This is a genomic window from Arcobacter lacus (assembly GCF_003063295.1).
GTDB classification, from domain to species: domain Bacteria; phylum Campylobacterota; class Campylobacteria; order Campylobacterales; family Arcobacteraceae; genus Aliarcobacter; species Aliarcobacter lacus.
This window is the reverse complement of sequence record NZ_MUXF01000019.1, coordinates 69,042-86,403: the sequence shown is the minus strand read 5'-3', so window position 1 is coordinate 86,403 and position 17,362 is coordinate 69,042. Positions and strand designations below refer to the sequence as shown.

Genomic DNA, 17,362 nt, shown 5'->3' with positions numbered 1-17,362 from the left:
TATAACATAAATCTTACAAATTGTAAGCTTTTATCTTCTATAAAAAAGTTTTAGATATAATAAAAAACTTAATAAGCAGAGGTATTTTATGCAAGATATTCAAATTTGGCACAATCAAAGCTGTTCAAAATCAAGAAATGCTATGACTCTTTTAGAAGATAAAAAAATTAAAGCAGATGTTAGAAATTATTTAGAAAATCCACCTTCAAAAGAAGAATTAAAAGAAGTTTTAAAAAAGTTAAATATAAGCGCACAAGAACTTTTAAGAAAAAATGAAGATCTATATACAACTTTAAATCTAAAAGATGAAAGTAGCGAAGAAAAACTTATAGAAATTATGGTAAAAAATCCTATTTTAATTGAAAGACCAATTATCATAAAAGGTGATGTTGCAGTTATTGCACGACCAATTGAGAATTTGGAAGAACTACTTAAATGAATTTTGAAGTAAACGAAAAACAACAAAGAATAAAATATATTCGAGTTTTAGAAAAATTTTTTACAAGAACTATTTCATTATTAAAATTAGAAAATTTTGATAAAGAGTTATTTAAAACTAGAACTAAAAAAAATTTAGAAGATATGAATAAAACTAAAGAAGTTGAGCTATATTCTGAATATTATACAAATTTAAAAGCATTTATTTCTAAAACGATAAGTTATACACAAAATCATAGTGAAACTTTTGAGGAAGAAAGAGCAAATTTGTTAAAAGATGCAAATTTACTTCAAAAAGAGAAAAATAAAACAAACTACAAAAAAGATAAACATAAAAAACAAACTTTCAATGATGGATATTAATGCAAGAAGAGTATAAAAGTTTCAAATTATCAGGAGTTATAAAAAAAGTTTTATATAAAAATGATGAAACAAAATACATAATTGCAGTTTTAGAAAACAATCAAAAAGTTTGTGGAACATATTTTGACACTGATATTGAAAAAATAGTTGGAGAAGAGGTTGTTTTGACTGGAAATTGGACAACTCATAAAAAATATGGAGTTCAGTTTGAGTTTGATACTTTAGAACTTAAAGAAGCTGAAATGTTCTTTTTTCTTACAAAAATTGTAAAAGGTGTAGGAAAAAAATTTGCTAGTGAACTTTTAGAAAGATATAGTGAAAATGAACTGATTGAGATTTTAAATGATAGACCAAATGAACTTTTAAATTTCAAAGGTATAAAAGATAAAAAACTAGAAACTATTGTTGCATCTTGGCATAAGTTTAAACATTTAAGAGAACTTGGTTCATTTTTAGGAAAATTTGGAGTAACTTCAAACTTAATTACAAAAATATATTCAACTTTTGGTGAAGTTGAAAACTTAATAGAAAAAATCAAACAAAATCCATATATTTTGATAAATATAAAAGGAATAGGTTTTAAAAGAGCTGATGAAATAGCAAAATCACTTGGAATTGACCCAAAATCAGAGTTTAGAATAATGGCTTGTTTAAACTATACTTTAAGAGAGTTTTGCGATAACAACGGAAACTCTTCAATAGATAAATTTCATTTATATAAACTTTTAGATGAAAGTTTGAGATTTTCAAATCAAGAACTTTTATATGAATCAGCAATTTCAAAAATGTTAGTAGATGAAGAGCTTTTTGTTACAAGTGAAAATAGAGTTGCACTTTCTATGCTTTATTATGCAGAAAAAAGAATTTTAGAGTTTTTTAGTAGAAGAAAAGATGAAAAAAATAAGAAAATTATCGCTTCTTTTGATGAATATTTAGTTAAAAAACAAGAAACTTTAGGTTTTGAACTTAGTGTTGAGCAAAAAAAAGCAGTTGAACTTATAAATAGTGGAGAAAAAACTCTATTTTTGATTGGTTACGCTGGTACTGGAAAGTCAACATCAAGTAGGGCGATATTAGAACTTCTTGAAGAGATAATGAGTTATGATGATATTATGACTATTGCTTTAAGTGGAATAGCAAGTCAAAGAATAAGTGATACAACAGGTTATAACTCTTCAACTATTCAAAGTTTACTTGTAAAACATAAAGAGAAAGATTTTTTTCCTTATAAAGCTATTTTACTTGATGAAGCTTCTATGGTAAATTCAGTTACTTTTTATCAAATTATTTCAAAGATTGATGATGATACTATTTTTATAATTGTTGGAGATGATGGACAGCTTCCTGCTATTGGAGCTGGAAATATTTTAGCAGATGCAATAAAATATGAACTAGCACCTATTTGTAAACTTACAAAAATTTATAGACAAAATGAAAATCAAGCAATAGCAGTTATTGCAAATGATATAAGACGTGGAGAACTTCCTAATTACAAAGAAGATTATGAAGATTTTAGGTTTATTGATGTTTCAATAGCAAACTATTATGCAATGAAAAACTCTGTTTCATCAAATGATTTTGCAGATTTAAGAGGTGAAAATAGCGAATATATTTTAAATAATATTTTAAATATCTCTTCAACTTATATCCAAGATTATTATGATTTTATAAAAAAGAAAAAAATATCAAAAGCTTTGACACTTTTTCAAGTAATTACTCCAATGAAAGGAGGAGTTTTAGGAGTTGATAATCTAAATATTCAACTTCAAAAACTTTTCAATCACACAAAAGGAAAAGCTTTTGCTTCAAAAATCTATGAATATAAACTTACAGATAAAGTAATTCATATAAAAAATGAGAATATGAAAGCTCAAACTATGAGTATGTATAAAAGTGGCTCAACAGATTTTTTAGAAAGAAGAGTTTATAACGGTCAATTAGGTCTTATAATAAAACTTGATTTTGAAGAAGAAAAATGTATTGTTTTGTATCCAAATGATGATATGGTAGTATTTTATGACTTTGAAAATGTTCATCATCTTTTATCATTGGCTTATTGTTTAACTATTCATAAAACTCAAGGAATGGAGTATGATAATGCACTTATTCCTATGAGTTTTTCTCACTATATTATGCATAATACAAAACTACTTTATACAGCAATTACAAGAGCAAAAAAAATGTGTTTTATTGTTGGAGAAGAAGAGGCTTTTAAAAGTGCTTGTAAAAAGTTAGAGATTACAATAAGAGAATCAGTAATAAATGATTTATTAAGTAAAAAAGAGCCAAAAATTGATTTATCAAATGTTGAAATGATTAGTATTTAACGAACATAAAAGCAACTTTTTTGTATTATCTCTTCTAAAAATTTTTAAAGAGGTTAGATTTTATGATAACTTGGATGCAAAGACACAAAAAGTGGTTAGTAATTACAATATGGATAAGTACAATTGCATTCGTTGGAGCTGGATTTGTTGGTTGGGGTTCTTACGATTATGGAAAACAAGGTGGAGTAGTAGCTAAAATTGGTGATAGAGAAGTAACTGTTGAAGAATATCAACAAGAGTATTCAAATCTTTATTCACAATATTCAAGAATGTTTGGTGATATGTTTAATAATCAAGTAGCTGAGCAATTAGGACTTAAAGATATAGCTTATAATCAAGTTTTACAAAAAAATCTATTTATGGCATATGGTGATTCTTTAGGATTGGATGTTACAGATGAAGAAGTAGCAAAAGAATTATTAAAATATGACGCTTTCTTTAAAGATGGGAAATTTGATAAAGATACATATGTTAAAGTTTTAAATCAAAATAGATTAACACCAAAACATTTTGAAGAATCTCTAAAAAGAACACTTTTATTACAAAAAGTTCAATCTTTGTTTGAAGTAAATCCAACTTCTTGGGAAATTGAAAATGTAAGTAAATTATTATTTTTAGAAGATGATATTACAATAAAAATTTTATCTGCAAATGATATAAAAGTTTCTGTTGATGAAGAAGGTTTAAAAAAATATTGGGAAGATAATAAAAACTCTTATATGTCAGAAGTTACTTATGATTTTGAGATAAAAGAGATTCCTTTTATGAACTCAAACTCAACTGAAGCTGAAATCAAAGAACAATATGAAAAATTTAAAATTGATTATAAACATGAAGATGGAAAAATCAAATCTTTAGAAGAAGCGACACCACAAATCAAAACAGATTTAGATGATAAATTTACAAAAACTGAAGCTTTAAAAATTTATTTGAAACTTAAAAAAGATGAAGAAAAATTTGATAAAACTTTAAATATTTCAGAATCTAAACTTACATATTCACAGGAAAATATAGCAAAAATCAAAGAAGTAAAAAGTGGTGAAGTTGTAAAACCATTTGTTGAAAATGGAAAATATATTATAGTAAAAGTTGTAAAAATAAATCCTTCGAAAGTTTTAGATTTTGATCAGGCAAAAGCAAAAGCAACACAAGATTATGAAAAAGTTTTAAGAGCACAAAAATTACAAGAACAAGCGAAAGCTGAGCAAAAAGATTTTAAAGGAACAGATATTTCAGGAGTTACTAGAACTTCAAAAATTGCAGGTTTGTCTCAAGAAGAATCAGCAAATTTTTTAAATCAACTATTCTTTGCTACAACTAAAGAAGGAGTGATTGGAATAGGGGATAAAATAGTTTTATATAGAATAAATAGTTCAAAAATAAAAGATTATGATAAAACAAAAGATGAAGTAGTAAAAAATGCAATAATGCAACTTCAAGAAACAGAACTTATGACAAATTTATTACAAAAATTAGAAAATAGTTTTAATATCAAATCTTCAATCCAGACAAAGGAGTAATAAATTGAATAATATGAATGATACTTTTTTAACAATAAATATTGGTTCATCTGCAATAACTGCTGTTATTGCAAGACCAAAATATGATGCAGATAATAATATAGATATTTTAGGAATAGGTATTAGTGAAAGTAAAGGTGTTAATAAAGGTTTAATTATTAACATTGAAGATGCTTCAAAAACTATAAAAGATGCTATTTTAAAAGCAAAAGAGAGTGTAACAGAAGCAATAGGAACAACAGTTGTATCAATTTCTGGAAATTATACAAAAGGTATAAAAGGAAGTGGTGCAGTTAACGTTCCAAATGGTTTAGTAACAGAAGCAGATATAAATCAGGCTATGCAAATGGCTTTATCAAATGCTATCATTCTTCCAGAATACGAAGTTGTTCATGTAATTCCACAATATTTTAGAATTGATGAAGAAGAAGTTGATAATCCTTTGAATATGAATGGTAATAGACTTGAAGTAGCAGTTTATATTGTTACTGCAAAAAGAAATGCTTTGATTAATATCAAATCAGCACTAAAAATATCAGGTATTGATGATGTTAAATTCGCTTTAGATTCTTATGTTTCATCATTATCAGTGCTTGATGAACAACAAAGAAAATTTGGAGCAGTTGTTATAAATCTTGGTTCAACAACAACTGAATTTGTATATTTTAAAGGAAATTCTATTGTTTATAATGGATTTATTCCTGCAGGTTCAAAAAATATTACAAATGATTTATCTGTTATGCTTCATACACCAAATATTTCTGCTGAAAAAATCAAAATAGAATATGGTTCATTAACAAGAGATTATTCTGGAAATAATGAAGTTGGTGCCACAAAAGTAACTCTTCCAAGAACGGATGATGAGGATAGTTATACAGAAGTTGCACTTGACTATATTCAAACAATAATTCATGCAAGAGTTGAAGAAATTTTAGTTTTAGTAAAAAATAGACTAAAAAAGAGTGCATTACTTGATAATATTGGTTCGGGAATAGTTTTAACTGGTGGTATGAGTTCATTAGGTGGAATAAAAGATTTAACTAAAAAGATTTTTGAAGGGATTCCTGTTAGTGTTTCAACTCCAAAAAATTTACCAAATAATTTTAAAATTAGTTTTGATGAAACAAATATGTCAACAGTAGTTGGCTTATTGATGTATTCTTTAGGAATAAATAGAAGTTATCAATTAGATTCAGGTAAAAAATTAATTCGACCTGTAAGAAGAGAAAGAGTTGTAGAAAAAGTAACTATGTCAAATATGAATAACACTATGAACACAGTTAATAAAGATTATATGCAACCAAAACAACATAGTGGAGCAGTTTTAGAGCCTTTAGTAAAAGACAAGAAAAAAGGTGTTTCTGGACTTTGGAATAAATTATCGGAGTGGTTTTAATGGAAAATTTATTTAGAGAAGATGATATCAGAGTAGATATGCCAAGTAAGGTTTTATCTAATAACCTTCCAAAAATTGCTGTAATTGGAGTTGGTGGAGGTGGTTGTAATATGATTAACCACATGATAGATGAAGGTTCACATAAAATTGATTTGATTGTTGCAAATACAGATTTAAAAGTTCTTCATGTATCAAAAGCTCCAAAAAAAATAGAGTTAGGTCATAAACTAAATAATGGTTTTGGTGCAGGAATGGATCCAGAAGTTGGAAGAAATTCTGCACTTGAAAGTTATGAAGAGATAAAAGAGACTTTAAAAGGTTCAGACATAGTATTTGTTGCTGCTGGACTTGGAGGAGGAACTGGAACTGGTGCTGCTGCTATTATTGCTAAAGCTGCTAGAGAAGTAGGAGCTTTAACTGTTTCAGTTGTTACAAAACCATTCTCATTTGAAGGAAAAATGAGAGCAGGTTTAGCTAATCTTGGATTAGAAGAGTTAAAAAAAGTAAGTGATTCATTAATAGTTATATCAAATGATAAATTAACAGAGATTGTTGATGCAAGTTTAGGTATAAAAAATGCTTTTAAAATAGTAGATAATATCCTTTATCAAGCTGTAAATGGAATGAGTGAGGTTATTTTAAATCCTGGAAGTGGTGCAGATATTAATGCCGATTTTGCTGATGTTAAAACTATTATGAAACATAAAGGTATAGCTTTAATGGGAATTGGAAAAGCAAAAGGTGAAGAAGCAACACAAAGAGCTTTAGAAAATGCGATAAATTCTCCATTATTAGAAAAAGTTCCTCTTGATGGAGCAAAAGGTATTCTAATTCACTTCACTGTAAATCCAGATATTTCACTTTTAGCAATCAGTGATATTATGGAAACAGTTCATGAAAAAGTTGATCAAAATGCACAAATTATTTTTGGTACAACAACAGATGCAACATTTGATAGGGATGAAGTAAAAATAACTATTATTGCAACTGGATTTGAATCTAAAAATGAAGAAAAAACAGATTCAGAAGAACAAGTGGAAGATATTGAAGTTATAAAAACAGAAAATGCTGAAACATCTTTAGATACTCCACCTCTAATGAGAGGTTATACTATTGAGTATCCATTAAATTAAGGTTTAAACTTTAAAGTTTAAATCTTTTTTATATTTCATCCTCATCATCAGCTCTCATATCTTCTAAATCTAATAATATGTTTATAGCTTCTTCTTGAGTTAATTTTCCTTTTTCTATTAAAATTAAAGCTTCATCATAAAACTTTTTTACATCAAGCATATATTCTAGTTCATTTTCTAAATCTTTACTTTTATTTTTTGCTATCAACTTTTGTAAAGCATCTATTTCAGCTTCTACTTCTAATAAAACATCAGTTTTTAATATTTTTTGAAGTTCTTCTATTTTATTCATAAAATTCCTTTTTATAAGATTTATTTTGACTAATTATATATAAATTTGCTTATGATAAGAGCTATATATTTTATGTTGATTTATTTAAGAGTTAAATATCTGATAATTTTCACTCTTAAATCATTAAAATTTATAGCTAAAATCTTTCTTAGGATAGTTTAGATACACTAAAGTCTTAAAACTTTTATGGTTGGAATAAATTTTGAAAATAGAGACAAAAGTAGAAAAATTTAATGAACCTTTATATCTTGAAAGTGGAAGACTTTTAGAATCTTTTGAATTAATATATGAAACTTATGGTGAATTAAATAAAGATAAATCAAATGTAATTATTGTTTGTCACGCACTTTCAGGAAGTCATCATGCAGCAGGTCGATATGCTGATGAAGCAAAGCCAGGTTGGTGGGATAAATTTATAGGTGATGGAAAAGCAATAGATACTACAAAATATTTTGTGATTTGCTCAAATACAATAGGAAGTTCGTATGGTTCGACAAATCCTTTGAGTATTAACCCAAGTACAAAAATAGAATATAGATTAAAATTTCCAGTTATTACAATATCAGATATTGTAAAAGCACAGATGAAATTATATGAAAGATTAGGTATAAAAAATGCCGTTGCAGTTGTTGGTGGAAGTATGGGAGGAATGCAAGCTCTTTGTTATTCAATAGAATATCCAACTTTTGCAAAACATATAATCGCATTAGCAACAACTGCATATACAAGACCTTGGGTTATTGGAATAAATAAAATAGCAATAGAGGCTATAAGACACGATAAAATTTTTAATAATGGAAACTATAAAAAAGAAGATTTAAAAGCTTTAGGACTTCCTGGACTTGCAGTTGGACGAATGGCAGGGCTTATGATGTATCTTAGTCCAAACTTATTTAAAAATAAATTTGGTAGAGATTATGTAACAACTGATGGATTATATGAACTTTTTGGAAGATTTGAAGTAGAAAAATATCTTGAATATAACTCTTATAGTTTTCCAAAATTTTTTGATCCGCTTTCATATTTATATATTTGTAAAACGATAAATATTTTTGATGCTGGAAGAAATAAAGATAAGCTAGAAGATTCATTTGATAAAATTCAAGCAAAACTGCATCTAATAGCATTTAGTGATGATATGTTGTTTTTCCCTGAAGAGATGGAAGAAATAAGAGATATTATGATAAAACTTGGACGAAAAAATCAAGTTACGTATAAACTTATAAATAGTAACTCAGGACATGACTCTTTTTTAGTTGAAGTTGAAAAATTTCAAGATTATGTAAAAGATATTTTAAAGGATAATGAATGAAAGAAAATTTAGAAAAAGTAAATTTTGAAGATAAAATCTCAAATGCAAAAGAGTTTTTAGAAAAACTTTCAAATCCTGAAATTACACTTAGCGATTCTATAAAACTTTATAAAGATGGTATAAAAGAGCTAGAAGTTGCACAAAAACTTCTTGATGAAGCAAAACTTGTTTTTTCAGTAGAAAGCAAAGATTAGATAGATTTTTAAGGAGACAATTATGGTAAAAAAATATAAAGTAATAGACAATTTTATCTCAAAAGAAGCCTTAAGTGGTATATTACTTTTATTTGTAACCTTATTTGCCATAATTGTTGCTAATTCTAGTTTAGGTGACATTTATTTTAATTTGTGGGATAAACCTTTAGGTGTTGCAATAGGTGATTTTATTATATCAATGCCTCTTCGCCTTTGGATAAATGATGGTTTAATGGCGCTATTTTTCCTTATGGTGAGTCTTGAAATAAAAAGAGAGTTACTAATAGGAGAGCTTGCAAGTGTTTCAAGAGCGATGTTTCCTTTTGTTGCTTCTTTAGGTGGAATGATAGTTCCAGCTTCAATTTATATTGCATTGAATCCAGATAATTTTATTGGTTTTGGAATCCCAATGGGAACTGATACTGCTTTTGCCATTGCTATGCTAATATTACTTGGAAAAAGAGTAAATACTGCACTTAAATTATTCCTTGTTGCTCTTGCTGTTATAGATGATTTGGGTGCAATTATAGTTGTTGCAACTGTTTATACAAGTGAATTAAAATTAGAGTATTTTTTACATGCGGCTTTTGTTTATGGCTTAATTTGGCTTTTGAACTATTTTGATGTAAAAAAACTTTCTTTTTATTTATTTTTAGGTATTTTTTTATGGATATTTATCCATGAAACAGGAGTTCACGCGACAATTGCAGGAGTTTTATTGGCTTTTGCTATTCCTATTAGTTCAAGAATGAATGAAAAAAAATTTATAGAAAAAACTAAAGCTGATTTAGAAGAGTTTGAAAGATGTATGGATGATAAACCAATATTAAATCATAGACAGATAAATGCTTTAGAAGGAATTGCATATGGATATGATAGAGTTCAAAATCCACTTATCAGATTAGAACACGATTTACACGGTTTTTCAGCATTTTTTATTATGCCAATATTCGCATTTTCAAATGCAGGAGTTTTATTGGATTTTTCTACTGTTTGGACAAATTGGATGATAGTTTTAGGTGTAGCACTAGGATTATTAGTAGGAAAACCTTTGGGAATTTTTGGATTTACATATGCTGCAACAAAGTTAAATATCATAAAAAAACCAAAAAATATCTCTTGGTTTGAAATAATATCTGTTGGATTTATTGCTGGTATTGGATTTACAATGTCTATATTTATTGCGAATTTAGCATTTATTGATGAAGATACTATTTCTGCTATAAAAATAGGAATATTCACTGCTTCATTTATGGCGACAGTTATAGGAATGATATTAATTTCTATAAATTATAAATTTAAAATATCTAAAGCATAACAAAACATATTAGATTACTCTAAAGAGTAATCTGATAATTTAACAAATTTAAAACCTTTATTTTTTAACTCTTTTATTGCATTTATCATACCAGCTCTTGTTCCTGAATTTGGATGATTAAAGTGTACGATTATTATTTCTCCACCTTTTGCTTTTAAAAATGTTTCTTCAACTTTTTTTGCACTAAATGTTGCTCCAGCATCTCCTAAAATTGAAAAACCAATGACTTCATGGTTTAAGTCATTTGCTATTTTTACAGCAATTTCATCATAATAAGCAGTTCCTGAACGAAAATATTTAGGGCGTTTTTGTGTAATTGATTCAATTTTTCTGGCATTTAATTCAATTTCATCAATTAATTCATCAATATTTTTTGTTCCAGAAATCTTATAAATAGATTTTCCATTTACTGAAGCTGGTTTATGAAGTAATCCATGATTTGCTATTTCAAAAAGAGTATTATTTGCTAAAACTTTAAAATCTTCTAAATTTTTATCTATCCATCTTGCATTTATAAAAAGTGTTGCAGGAATTTGCTCTTTTTCTAAAAATAATATCAAATCTTTATCATATTGCATTCCATATAAACTTCCACAAGCATCCATTGTTATTGCTAAAACTTTTTCTTTTGTTTTTAATTTTGTTTTAACTCCCGTTGCATTTTCTTTCCACTCTTTTGGAATTTGATTTTTATATTTTATATTTATAGATTTTTTTAACTCTTCATATTCATTAGAATTTGTAGAATTAGAATATAAATTTGTAAATAAAAAGAATAATACAAAGAAAATAAATCCTCTATTTTTCAAATAAGTTTTATTTTGTTCTATCATTTATATTTTCCTTTTTTAATTAATAACAAATATTATGAAAACATTGCATAACACAATCTTAAGAGCTTTTTCGATACAATATCCAAATTTTATAATATATATGGGGAATTTTTTATGCCAAAAAGAGAAGATATAAAATCTATTTTACTTATTGGTTCTGGACCAATTGTTATTGGTCAAGCGTGTGAGTTTGACTACTCAGGAACTCAAGCTACAAAAACGCTAAAAGAACTTGGATATAGAGTTGTTTTAATTAATTCAAATCCAGCTACAATCATGACTGATCCAGAATTTGCTGATAAAACATATATTGAACCAATTACAGAAGAAGTTGTTGCAAAAATAATTGAAAAAGAGAATATTGATGCTATTTTACCTACTATGGGAGGACAAACAGCATTAAACGTTGCTACTTCTATGTATGAAAAAGGGATGCTTGAAGGTATCAAGTTTTTAGGAGCACATCCTGATTCTATTAAAAAAGGTGAAGATAGACATCTTTTTAATGAAGCTATGAAAAAAATTGGTATGGATTTACCAAAAAGTGCAAATGCTTATACTTTAGAAGAAGCTATAAAAGTGGCAAAAGAGATTGGATTCCCTGTGATTTCAAGAGCTTCATTTACTCTTGCTGGTGGAGGGAGTGGAGTTGCTTATAATATGGAAGAGTTTAAAGTTCTTGCTGCATCTGGAATTGAAGCATCTCCAATAAATGAAATTGAAATTATGGAATCTATGCTTGGATGGAAAGAGTATGAAATGGAAGTTATCAGAGATAGAAATGATAACTGTATTATCGTATGTTCTATTGAAAACTTAGATCCAATGGGAGTTCATACAGGAGATTCTATAACTGTTGCTCCTGCTCTTACTCTTACAGATAAAGAGTATCAAGATATGAGAAATGCATCTTTTGCAATTTTAAGAGAAATTGGAGTTGATACAGGTGGATCAAATGTACAATTTTCTATTTGCCCAAATACAGGAAGAATGATTGTAATTGAGATGAACCCAAGAGTTTCAAGATCTTCTGCACTTGCATCTAAGGCAACTGGTTATCCAATTGCAAAAGTAGCAACACTTTTAGCTGTTGGATTTACACTTGATGAAATCACAAATGACATTACTGGAACTGCTGCTTCTTTTGAACCTGTAATTGATTATATAGTTACAAAAGTTCCAAGATTTACTTTTGAAAAATTCCCTAAAGCTGATTCAACTTTAACAACTTCTATGAAATCTGTTGGTGAGGCAATGGCTATTGGAAGAACATTTAATGAATCTATTCAAAAAGCACTTTGTTCAATGGAAACTGGTCTTGTAGGATTTGATAGAATTTTAGATAAAGATTTAGACTTTATTAAAAAAGAGATTAGAAGACCAAATGATAAAAGACTTTTATACCTAATGGAAGGTATGAGACAAGGTTTATCAAATGAAGAAATTTTTGAATTATCAAAAATTGACCCTTGGTTTTTAACTAAATTTAGAGAGATCCATGATTTAGAAAAATCAATAGATTCATCAATTTTAACAAATGCTGATTTTATGAGAAAAGTAAAATCAAACGGATTTTCTGACAAAATGATTGCTAATTTAATAGGTAAAACTGAAGAAGATATCTATCTGGCAAGAAAAACTTTAGATGTTGATTTTGAATACAATGAAGTTGATACTTGTGCTGCTGAATTTAAAGCTTTAACTCCATATTTATACTCAACTACAAATGTAACAAAACTTCCAAAAATAGATAAAACTGAATCAACTGATAAAAAAGTTATGATTATTGGTGGAGGACCAAATAGAATAGGGCAAGGTATTGAGTTTGACTATTGTTGTGTTCACGCTTCATTTGCTTTAAATGAAATGGGTGTAAAAACTATAATGTATAACTGCAATCCTGAAACTGTTTCTACAGATTATGATACTTCTGATATTTTATATTTTGAACCAATTGATTTTGAACATGTAAGAAGTGTAGTTGAGAAAGAGAATCCAGATGGTGTTATCGTACATTTTGGTGGACAAACTCCATTAAAACTTGCAAATGCTTTAACAAAAGCTGGAGCAAAAATCATAGGAACTACTGCTGAAGTTATTGATTTAGCTGAAGATAGAAAAAAGTTCTCTGCATTTGTTGAAAAAATCGGTTTATTACAACCAGAAAATGGAACAGCTGTTGAAGTTACTGAAGCGATAGAAATTGCTGAAAAAATCGGTTATCCAGTATTAGTTAGACCATCATTTGTACTTGGTGGAAGAGGTATGAAAATAGTTTATTCAACAGATGAATTAAAACAATATATGGATGAAGCAGTATCAGTTTCAAATGATGCACCAGTTTTAATAGATAAATTCCTTGATAGAGCAATTGAACTTGATGTTGATTGTATAAGTGATGGAAAAGAAGTTTATATTGGTGGAATTATGCAACATATTGAAGAAGCTGGAATTCACTCAGGTGACTCTGCTTGTTCATTACCTCCTGTTTCTATTAGTGATGATTTAATAAAAGAGTTAGAAACTAAAACAAAAGAGATGGCTTTAGGTCTTGGTGTAGTTGGACTTATGAATACTCAATATGCAATTCATAAAGGTCAAATATATTTAATTGAAGTGAATCCAAGAGCTTCTAGAACAGTTCCATTTGTATCTAAAGCAACTGGAATGCCATTGGCAAAAGTAGCAACTAGAGTTATGTGGGGTGAAAGTTTAAGAAATGCACTTGCTGTTTATGATAAAAATATTGTTTTTGAAGATAATAATGTATTAAAACCAAGACTTAAAAATCACGTTGCTGTAAAAGAAGCTGTTTTCCCATTTAATAAATTAAATGGAGCTGATTTACTTTTAAGTCCAGAGATGAAATCAACTGGTGAAGTTATGGGGATTTCTGATAATTTTGGAATGGCATTTGCAAAATCTCAAAGTGCTGCTAAAAATAAACTTCCTAAAAAAGGAAAAGTATTTATCTCTTTATGTGATTTAGACAAAGAATTTGCTCCAAGTATTGCACAAGGTTTAACTGAAAACGGTTTTACAGTTGTTGCAACAGGTGGAACACATAAGATTATTGAAGAAGCTGGAATTGATTGCGAAAAAGTATTAAAAGTAAGTGAAGGAAGACCAAATATTACTGATTTACTTACAAATGGTGATATTGCAATGGCAATAAATACAAGTGGAGATCAAGAATCATCAAAAGATGATGGAAAAGAGATAAGAAGAGCAGTTTTAAGAATGAATGTTCCATACTTTACTACTGTTGCAGCTGCATTTGCTGCAGTTGAAGCTATCAAAGTTTTAAAAACAAATGATGTTTCAACTCCAAAATCGATTCAAGAGTTTTTAGAAAACTAATGGATTCAGCTCTAGTTTATCTAGTTCAAACAGATACAACAGTGGGTTTTTCATCATCAAATGATGAAAAACTCTCAGCTATCAAAAAAAGACCAAATTCAAAAAAGATTTTAAATACAGTTGATACTTTTTTTACTTTAAATAAAAATACAAGAGTTCCAAAGAATTTTAGAAAACTTGTTAGAAATAGTAAAAAAACTACTTTCATATATCCAAATTTAAACTCTTTTAGAGTTGTAAGTAAAGATTGTAAATTTTATGATTTTATTTCAAAATTTTCTGTACTTTATTCTACTTCTGCAAATGAAACAACAAAAAATTTTGAGATAAATTATGCTTCAAAAAATGCCGATGTAATAGTAGAAAATGCCGATGGTTTTTATGAAACAACTGCTTCTTCTATAATAAAACTTTCTAAAAAAAGATTTAAGAAATTACGATAATATCACTATTTGGTGCTTCGCTTTTAAGCAAAAACAAACTCAAACTAAACTATAATCTATTTCTTTTTTTGACCCTGTCGTCTAGTGGCCAAGGACGTTAGGATTTCCTCCTAAACACGCAAGTTCGAATCTTGCTGGGGTCGCCATCTATATGTTAGGAAAATTTAAAATCTACAAAATATGAGTTCTTTAGCTATTAGTTTATTATCATCTTTATTAGTGGGTTTTTATATAAAATCCTTAAAAATTAGCTTTAAAAAAGATCTTTTTATATTTATTTTTTCAAACTATCTTACTGCAATATTTTTATCTTATTTTTTATTTCATATTCAAATACAAAAAATAAATTTTGAACTTTATAATTATAAACTTATAGCTATTACTGGTTTTTTATTACCAACAATTTTATATTTTTTAAATAAATCTTTGGAAACTTCAGGACTTGCAAGAACAGATATTTTTCAAAGATTATCTTTGATAATACCAATAATTCTAAGTTTTGTACTTTTTGGTGAACACTTTTCGTATAATAAAGCAATAGTAATTGTTTTAGCTTTTATAAGTATTTTTCTTATTTTAGGAAATAAAGGTGCAAATAGTAGTTTTAAAAATATATATTATTTATTTGCTGTATTTTTAGGATATGGAATCGTCGATACTTTATTTAAACAAATAGCTATAAATAAATCAGCAGATTTTATCACAACTTTATTTTTAATTTTTATTTGTAGTGCGATAGTTTCTCTATTTTATATATTTATTTTTAAAGGTAAAATCAATTTTAAATATTTCTTTTTAGGAATATTTTTTGGAATATTAAACTTCTCAAATATCTATTTTTATATAAAAGCACATAAAGCTTTTGCTCAAAGTCCTACTTTAGTTTTTATTACAATGAATTTAGGAGTTATTATAGGTGGGACTTTAATTGGAAGATTTTATTTCAAAGAAAAACTTTATAAAAGTACAATTTATGGTATATTCCTTGCTATTTCTTCTATAATTTTATTAGCTTTAATACAATTAAAAATATGGTAAAAAGATAATATTTGATATTATAATTAACTTAAAAACAATAATAGGAGCAAAATGCTTAAACAAAATAAACTTACAAAAGATATTCTAATTTTAGGTTTTGCTATATTTTCTATGTATTTTGGTGCAGGAAATATTATATTTCCTCCATATTTAGGACTTAGTTCTACAAATGATTGGGGAATTGCATTTGTATCATATTTTATTGCTGATATTGGATTTGCTACTTTAGCAATGTTTGCGTTACTTAAAGTTGGTGGACATATTGAATATTTAACTCACAAGATAGGAACAATTGCTGGAGTTTTATTAACATCTTCGATAATTTTATCTATTGGTCCATTAATTGCACTTCCAAGAACAGGTGCTACAACTTATGAAATGTTAGTTGTTCCATTTTTTGGAGATAATCTAACAAATTCTATAATAACATCTATTATTTATTATGGTTTAATATTGATTTTTACATTAAAACCAACAACAATGATAGAGATTTTAGGGAAATTTTTAACACCAACTCTTTTTATTGGTTTAATTATTGTAATAATTAAAGGAATAATAACTCCTTTTGGAGATGTTTCTTCTGTACAATCATCTAAAAATGTTATTTTTGAAGGAATGTTAGCAGGTTATCAAACTTTAGATGTTTTAGCTGCATTAGCTTTTGGAATTATCATAATAAAAGCAGTTTCAGATAAAGGAGAATATGAATCTCCTATTTTAAGATATAAATTAATAGGATATGCTTCTATTGTTGCAGCGATATTTATATTTATAATTTATTTTGGATTGACATATTTAGGAGCTACAACTTCTACAACTTATACAGTAGATATAGAAAGAGCTTCTTTATTAAATAATATAATTTTTCATCTATTTGGAAGCGCTGGAAATTTACTTTTAGGAATAATTGTTTTTTTAGCTTGTTTTACAACTGGTTCTGCACTTACTAGTTTAACTGCTGAATATTTCTCAAAACTTTCTCATAGAAGAATTTCTTATACGACTTTGATTTTTGTTGTTACAATATTTAGCATAATAATTACAAATATTGGGTTAGAGTTTATTATCTCTTTTGCATCTCCTATTTTAGCTGTTGTTTATCCTGGTGCAATAGTTTTAGTTATTCTAATATTTTTTGAAAAAAGTATCAAAAATGATAACATTTATAAATTTGCGAGTTTTGGAGCAATGGGATTTTCTCTTTTAGAAGTTATCTCTGAAAAAACTTTACATATAGAATTTTTATCAAAATTACCTCTATTTGAATATGGTTTTTCTTGGATATTAGTTTCAATTATTTTTGGAATTATCGGAGCTTTTATTCCTCAAAAAGATAATTTGTAACCAAATTGTAACCATAATCTTTTACTAAGCAAAATTAGATAAAATGGCGAA

General features: G+C 27.2%; 15 protein-coding genes and 1 tRNA gene. 14 read left to right on the top strand and 2 right to left on the bottom strand.

Annotation, left to right across the window (positions count from 1 at the left end; genetic code table 11):
• Positions 1 to 88 precede the first annotated feature (88 nt).
• From arsC to ftsZ, 6 genes are all read left to right on the top strand, one after another.
• The gene (gene arsC / locus B0175_RS09210) at positions 89 to 439 is read left to right on the top strand and encodes an arsenate reductase (glutaredoxin) (RefSeq protein WP_047022657.1); all 351 of its coding nucleotides are present in this window, start codon (positions 89 to 91) and stop codon (positions 437 to 439) included.
• Positions 436 to 801 carry a hypothetical protein gene (locus tag B0175_RS09205; RefSeq protein ID WP_046997435.1) on the top strand — a complete coding sequence of 122 codons (366 nt, stop codon included), beginning with the start codon at positions 436 to 438 and terminating at the stop codon, positions 799 to 801. The genes arsC and B0175_RS09205 overlap by 4 nt, the downstream gene beginning before the upstream one ends.
• Positions 801 to 3,128, top strand: coding sequence for an AAA family ATPase (locus tag B0175_RS09200; RefSeq protein ID WP_108528290.1), 2,328 nt, complete (start codon positions 801 to 803; stop codon positions 3,126 to 3,128). The genes B0175_RS09205 and B0175_RS09200 overlap by 1 nt, the downstream gene beginning before the upstream one ends.
• A gap of 62 nt (positions 3,129 to 3,190) precedes the next feature.
• Entirely contained in the window at positions 3,191 to 4,648 is a 1,458-nt protein-coding gene (locus B0175_RS09195) for a peptidylprolyl isomerase (RefSeq protein WP_108528289.1), read from the top strand.
• Between the two features lie 13 nt (positions 4,649 to 4,661).
• Positions 4,662 to 6,044 carry a cell division protein FtsA gene (gene ftsA / locus B0175_RS09190; protein WP_228156103.1) on the top strand — a complete coding sequence of 461 codons (1,383 nt, stop codon included), beginning with the start codon at positions 4,662 to 4,664 and terminating at the stop codon, positions 6,042 to 6,044.
• Positions 6,044 to 7,177, top strand: a complete 1,134-nt coding sequence (gene ftsZ / locus B0175_RS09185) for a cell division protein FtsZ (protein ID WP_108528287.1) — start codon at positions 6,044 to 6,046, stop codon at positions 7,175 to 7,177. The genes ftsA and ftsZ overlap by 1 nt, the downstream gene beginning before the upstream one ends.
• 28 nt (positions 7,178 to 7,205) lie before the next feature.
• Here the strand turns inward: ftsZ and B0175_RS09180 are convergent, their stop codons facing one another.
• Positions 7,206 to 7,469: a hypothetical protein gene (locus B0175_RS09180; RefSeq protein WP_108528286.1), complete on the bottom strand. Its 264-nt coding sequence runs from the start codon at positions 7,467 to 7,469 to the stop codon at positions 7,206 to 7,208.
• Between the two features lie 202 nt (positions 7,470 to 7,671).
• Between B0175_RS09180 and metX the strand changes: the two genes are divergently transcribed.
• From metX to nhaA, 3 genes are read left to right on the top strand one after another with little or no spacing between them, the layout of a single operon-like run.
• Positions 7,672 to 8,781, top strand: a complete 1,110-nt coding sequence (gene metX / locus B0175_RS09175; protein ID WP_108528285.1) for a homoserine O-acetyltransferase MetX — start codon at positions 7,672 to 7,674, stop codon at positions 8,779 to 8,781.
• The gene (gene xseB / locus B0175_RS09170) at positions 8,778 to 8,975 is read left to right on the top strand and encodes an exodeoxyribonuclease VII small subunit (RefSeq protein ID WP_004509607.1); all 198 of its coding nucleotides are present in this window, start codon (positions 8,778 to 8,780) and stop codon (positions 8,973 to 8,975) included. The genes metX and xseB overlap by 4 nt, the downstream gene beginning before the upstream one ends.
• Positions 8,976 to 8,997: 22 nt before the next feature.
• Positions 8,998 to 10,293, top strand: coding sequence for a Na+/H+ antiporter NhaA (nhaA, locus tag B0175_RS09165; RefSeq protein ID WP_108528284.1), 1,296 nt, complete (start codon positions 8,998 to 9,000; stop codon positions 10,291 to 10,293).
• A 14-nt stretch (positions 10,294 to 10,307) separates the two neighbouring features.
• On the opposite strand, the gene B0175_RS09160 is transcribed toward nhaA, so the two are convergent.
• Positions 10,308 to 11,126 carry a polysaccharide deacetylase family protein gene (locus B0175_RS09160; RefSeq protein WP_108528283.1) on the bottom strand — a complete coding sequence of 273 codons (819 nt, stop codon included), beginning with the start codon at positions 11,124 to 11,126 and terminating at the stop codon, positions 10,308 to 10,310.
• Between the two features lie 114 nt (positions 11,127 to 11,240).
• On the opposite strand from B0175_RS09160, the gene carB reads away from it, so the two are divergent.
• The 5 genes from carB to brnQ all read left to right on the top strand — a co-directional run bounded on the left by carB (position 11,241) and on the right by brnQ (position 17,311).
• Entirely contained in the window at positions 11,241 to 14,486 is a 3,246-nt protein-coding gene (gene carB, locus B0175_RS09155; RefSeq protein WP_108528282.1) for a carbamoyl-phosphate synthase large subunit, read from the top strand.
• Positions 14,486 to 14,929, top strand: coding sequence for a Sua5 YciO YrdC YwlC family protein (locus B0175_RS09150; RefSeq protein WP_108528281.1), 444 nt, complete (start codon positions 14,486 to 14,488; stop codon positions 14,927 to 14,929). The genes carB and B0175_RS09150 overlap by 1 nt, the downstream gene beginning before the upstream one ends.
• Positions 14,930 to 14,999: 70 nt before the next feature.
• Positions 15,000 to 15,075 (top strand) — tRNA-Glu (locus tag B0175_RS09145).
• A 34-nt stretch (positions 15,076 to 15,109) separates the two neighbouring features.
• Complete coding sequence (locus tag B0175_RS09140) at positions 15,110 to 15,967, top strand: EamA family transporter (protein WP_108528280.1); 858 nt, start codon at positions 15,110 to 15,112, stop codon at positions 15,965 to 15,967.
• Between the two features lie 51 nt (positions 15,968 to 16,018).
• Positions 16,019 to 17,311: a branched-chain amino acid transport system II carrier protein gene (gene brnQ / locus B0175_RS09135; RefSeq protein WP_108528279.1), complete on the top strand. Its 1,293-nt coding sequence runs from the start codon at positions 16,019 to 16,021 to the stop codon at positions 17,309 to 17,311.
• Positions 17,312 to 17,362 lie beyond the last annotated feature (51 nt).